We start from the raw sequence: 4,156 nt of genomic DNA on the forward strand, positions 1-4,156 counted from the left end.
CGCCTGCGATGTCGTAGTCTTCTTCATGGTGTTGCTTTCCTTTCGGTTTGATCACCCCGAGCCTACGGCTCAGGGAAAGCAACGCCACCCTTCAGGCAAACTTCAACATCAACCGGGACATCCCCAGCGTGCTTGTAGAGGTGGTTCAGCGTTGCCATCACGCGATTAACAGTGCCCGTGGTCAGTCCTTTTTTACGCAGTTCTCCACGGAACTGATCCACTGAGCGGGTGTTCAGTTTTGCCATTACGCGGGTTCCAAGCATCGGTAGGAGGTGGATGCGGAAGTGTTGTTCTTTTTTTGTAATGTTCTTGCCCTCGTGTTGCAGCAGATAATCCATATACATCGGAACGGCTTCGTTCAGGGTCATATCGGATTCCGCCCCGCCATCACGCTGCAGCTCGTGTTCGCGTTCCTGCTTCACCCGATATTCAGCAGCGGCACGGATGGCGTCGGTCAGGCTCAGAGTCTTGCTGTTGCCAAGGCGATGCAGGTGGCGTTTGCCGTCAATGGTAAAGCAGGCATGGAATGTAATGCCAGATTTGTTGCGAGTGGCCCGCAGATTGCTGCCATAGGCTGCTTGGCCTACTGCAAGGTTTTTCAGGTCGTTGTTGGTCATTTTGTTGCTCGTCTTCGCCATAGATATTCCTTCTACTGTTTCGGGGCGTGCGTTGATTAAATGTCTGATAATTCTCCAGATTTTCGCTCACCGGGGATGGTGGCGATGTTCTGGCAAATCCACGTCGCTGCAGTCAAAGGGTTTCCAGGCGGGGTGTTTATGAAAGTTTTGCAACGGGAAGAATCTTTTGAAATCAGTGATTTACGGTATATTTTCTTGTGTTTTTGAGTGATTTTTTCAGATTAAATCAGGAAATCGCTTGATTTTATTTGAAAGTAACCCGCTCAAGTGGCGAATCACTTGGTGCCCACTTTGGCCCTAACGTGGCGATCCAACCAACCAAAGTGTCCGAAAGGGCATACCTTTTCGAACATTCAGGCTGATGCTCAAAGCCCAGTGAAAAAGTGTCCGCAAGCCCTGGATTCTTTATGTGAACACATTTTATATGAAGCACACCTTTACGAACAGGAAATCCTCACTTGCCACACACAATTTTGTACGCCCGGGTATCAACCACTGAACAAACCCTCCTGCATCAGCGAACCCAAGCTGAGCGAGCGGGTTTCAAGATTGATGAAGTGGTAGCCGATCACGGTGTCTCAGGCGTCTCTACGCGGCTCTGTGAGCGTCCTGAGGGTAAGCGGCTGTATGATAAGCTGCGGGCTGGGGATGTGCTGGTGGTCCGTTGGGTGGATCGCCTTGGCCGAAGCTACACCGATGTCACCGAAGTAATCAGGCATTTTATGGCCAAGGGGGTGATCATCAAAACCGTGATCAACGGCATGGTGTTTGATGGGGCAACCACCGATCCTATGCAGATGGCTGTGCGGGATGCTTTGATCTCGTTCCTTGCTGCAACTGCACAAGCCCAAGCAGAAGCCACGAAAGAGGCTCAGAAGGCCGGTATTGCCCACGCCAAAGTGCAGAAGGGCAAGTATCGTGGCCGAAAACCATCCTACACCCGTGAGCACATTGAACAGGTGGTCAATCTGCCGGAAGGAATGAACACTACCGATGCGGCTCGGGCCACTGGGCTGTCACGTCAAGCGGTTCTTCGTATTCGTGCCAACCCCGAGGAAGCCTATGCCCGGGTGGCTAAGTGGGAAGAGCATTCTGCATGAAAAAACCACGCCAGTGCGGGAACTGGCGTGGTAAAGTGATCGGGAAAAGGCAAACACGGGCGGTAACTCGTAAGGGCCTGTTATATGGAAATATTCTCCCGAGGCGTTGAAGATTAGAATCAGGTTTCAACTCACCGATCAAACAAACTTTTGATGGTATTTGAAACTTTTGACAGGTCATTTGATCAAGTGCTCCATCTGAGCAAGCTTTCTTTGGGTTTCTCACTGCCTGACACGATATCTGAGAGTATCGGCAGTCAGGAAATCATCACGCAACAATGGGGCTAACTCGGCACCAGCGACCACACCCCAACCACCATTGTTGTGATGAGTGCAAATATCCAGAGAAGAAAGTAAAGAACAATAAAATCAACGGCTTCCAAATCATTCTCAGCATCATTTCCAGTAAGAAAACGCCACAAACCTAACAGGTTCCCTACCACGCTCTCAACAAGGTCTCTTTCGTTTGGAACATTGGGATCCGTCATTCAGCCACCCCCACCTACTCTTTAGAGAAACACATATCCTTTAGTATAGTTTTAGGTCTCCAATGACCTTGATCCAGCTCAAAGTTCAGTTGGTCGAAAAATTTTCAACAAGTGTGTCCAATGGTATGCATTCATATGCAACAGCGGCCGCTTCTAGGGCACGCAGCAACCTCCAAGGAGGGGGGAGTGCAAATCGCCTTTGTACGGATTAGGGGGAAGCACGAGGAACTGCCGATTTTTCTCAATGATATCAGCTATATATTAAGTAACAACTTTACATTCACCCCGAAAAACCCCTTGCCGCAAGGCTGCCGAGTTTGGTACTCCATAGCCGATCAGGCACCACAGGATGGGTATGGCAGCGGAACGTGTGATAACGAACACATCAGCAGGAGAACGGCAAAATGGCCAGCCTGCATCACGCCAAGCCAGCCACCCCAAATTTTCATCTTTTATTTTTGCCACGTCGCTTGTTGCGTTTTCTGCCCTGCTTCGGTGGCTGTTTTCTGCCATCATCACCACGCAGCTTGCTGTGTTCGGCATCTTTTATTTCCTGAAACAGCGGGTGGCCACGTATCCATTCTCGCAGCTGTTCATCGGTTTGAATACCAACAACACTGGTAAGAAATTCACGGATTTCTGCTATCGGTTCCGGCAATGGGCTGCGAACCATCACAGGAACAGCTGCTTGCTGAAAAAACCGCCGCATTTTTTTGTGCAAACGGCTTGGGATGGGTTCTCGCCGAATAGGTTCAAGCTTGCCACGAAAGGCATCATAATCAATTTTCATATACCTATCACCTATAAATACCCTGAAACCTTGCGAGCGGGCGGATGGCAAAATACAGCCGCCAAAATCCAAGCCGCTGATGAAAGGAATCTTGTGATTTCAGCCAAGCGTGCTCGGATGGATAGTGCCAAAAATCAGGCGGCATCATTTGCAGCTGCTGAGCGGTTGGAGGGAGAACTGATTTTCCAAGAGCAACCCTGCACGCGGATTCATCCACGTAACCATCAAGTGAAACACCCCAAGATGAAGGTTTTTGAGCAACAAAAACTGGCCGAGGTGGAGAGGTATTTGCGGTTGAGAGAGCCACCGCCGTTCCAAAATTTGAGTTATCAAATTTGCCACGCCATTCTACAATCCGGTTCAGCTCTTGCTCACTTGGCGTGTAATCCTCCGTTTCCATTAAAACATTGTTTGCCAGTAGGGCTTTGTGAGATGTGGAGAAATCGCAGCACATCTCGCTCCTGTAAAACAGCTTTGGGTTATATGTGAGGTTGCTATAGGTACGGAATTGCCCTGCAAGAATATTGTTTCGTTTTCGGTAGAATCGCTCCCTTTCAAAATCAGTTCTTGCTTTTGAAATTTCATATTTTTCCAATCGCAGGTGATATGGGAACACAAGTGGCTCAAATTCATCTGATGCCTTAGAAAAACGGCGTGCTTTGGTGTTGTAATCAACCAGCCACCAAAGAGGTTTGTTAGGTGTGAATTTTTCCACCAGAACAGAACCACTGCTGGCCCCAATATTGCAGCTCTTTATCCCATCAACTTTCTGAACAACCCGCTTGAGCGAGTGCATAAATGCAATCTCTGTATCCGCATCCGTAACCCAGAATGGGAGGATTAGTGCTGCATGTATGTGTGGAATATTTGTGGCATCAAAGTTGCCTCTGTTGGCATCCCATTTGGTTCCAGATACATCTTTAGATGCAATCAACCCCGGCTTATCCTTTGGAGATATATCTGCTTGCTCGCCTTGATAGGTGGATGCGATGAATGATGAGATGGTTTTATATAGGAAAGTCTGAAAAACCTCGTGCTCTGAGCGGGTTGCGGTAGACTGAGCGGGACCTTGAAGGATGCCCGCCGATGCCCAAACAGCCCGCCTTTCCTGCGCTACGCCAGTCAATGAAGAAGAAACAG

Annotated in this window: 6 protein-coding genes; 2 read left to right on the forward strand and 4 right to left on the reverse strand. The window is 49.0% G+C overall.

Annotated elements, in window-relative coordinates; genetic code table 11:
• Positions 1-62 precede the first annotated feature (62 nt).
• A complete protein-coding gene (locus AAFO90_RS24135) occupies positions 63-638 on the reverse strand; it encodes a hypothetical protein (protein ID WP_347511086.1) in 576 nt (191 codons plus the stop codon).
• A 39-nt stretch (positions 639-677) separates the two neighbouring features.
• Here AAFO90_RS24135 and AAFO90_RS24140 point away from each other — a divergent pair, with 39 nt between their 5' ends.
• Both AAFO90_RS24140 and AAFO90_RS24145 read left to right on the forward strand, forming a co-directional pair.
• Positions 678-845: a hypothetical protein gene (locus tag AAFO90_RS24140; protein WP_347511087.1), complete on the forward strand. Its 168-nt coding sequence runs from the start codon at positions 678-680 to the stop codon at positions 843-845.
• 251 nt (positions 846-1,096) lie between these two features.
• Complete coding sequence (locus tag AAFO90_RS24145; protein WP_347511088.1) at positions 1,097-1,738, forward strand: recombinase family protein; 642 nt, start codon at positions 1,097-1,099, stop codon at positions 1,736-1,738.
• A 284-nt stretch (positions 1,739-2,022) separates the two neighbouring features.
• On the opposite strand, the gene AAFO90_RS24150 is transcribed toward AAFO90_RS24145, so the two are convergent.
• From AAFO90_RS24150 to AAFO90_RS24160, 3 genes are all read right to left on the reverse strand, one after another.
• Positions 2,023-2,226 (reverse strand): hypothetical protein, encoded by a 204-nt coding sequence (locus tag AAFO90_RS24150; RefSeq protein WP_347511089.1) that lies wholly within the window; start codon positions 2,224-2,226, stop codon positions 2,023-2,025.
• Positions 2,227-2,671: 445 nt separating this feature from the next.
• Complete coding sequence (locus AAFO90_RS24155) at positions 2,672-3,016, reverse strand: hypothetical protein (RefSeq protein WP_347511090.1); 345 nt, start codon at positions 3,014-3,016, stop codon at positions 2,672-2,674.
• 7 nt (positions 3,017-3,023) lie between these two features.
• A partial coding sequence (locus AAFO90_RS24160) for a hypothetical protein (protein ID WP_347511091.1) occupies positions 3,024-4,156 on the reverse strand: 1,133 nt, incomplete at its 5' end.

Source organism: Phaeobacter sp. CAU 1743, from assembly GCF_039839315.1.
In the GTDB taxonomy this organism is placed as follows: domain Bacteria; phylum Pseudomonadota; class Alphaproteobacteria; order Rhodobacterales; family Rhodobacteraceae; genus Phycobacter; species Phycobacter gallaeciensis_A.

Coding starts and splice junctions, on each gene's coding strand:
- AAFO90_RS24135 (WP_347511086.1), bottom strand. CDS start 638: ATGGCGAAGACGAGCAACAAAATGACCAACAACGACCTGAAAAACCTT.
- AAFO90_RS24140 (WP_347511087.1), top strand. CDS start 678: ATGTCTGATAATTCTCCAGATTTTCGCTCACCGGGGATGGTGGCGATG.
- AAFO90_RS24150 (WP_347511089.1), bottom strand. CDS start 2,226: ATGACGGATCCCAATGTTCCAAACGAAAGAGACCTTGTTGAGAGCGTG.
- AAFO90_RS24155 (WP_347511090.1), bottom strand. CDS start 3,016: ATGAAAATTGATTATGATGCCTTTCGTGGCAAGCTTGAACCTATTCGG.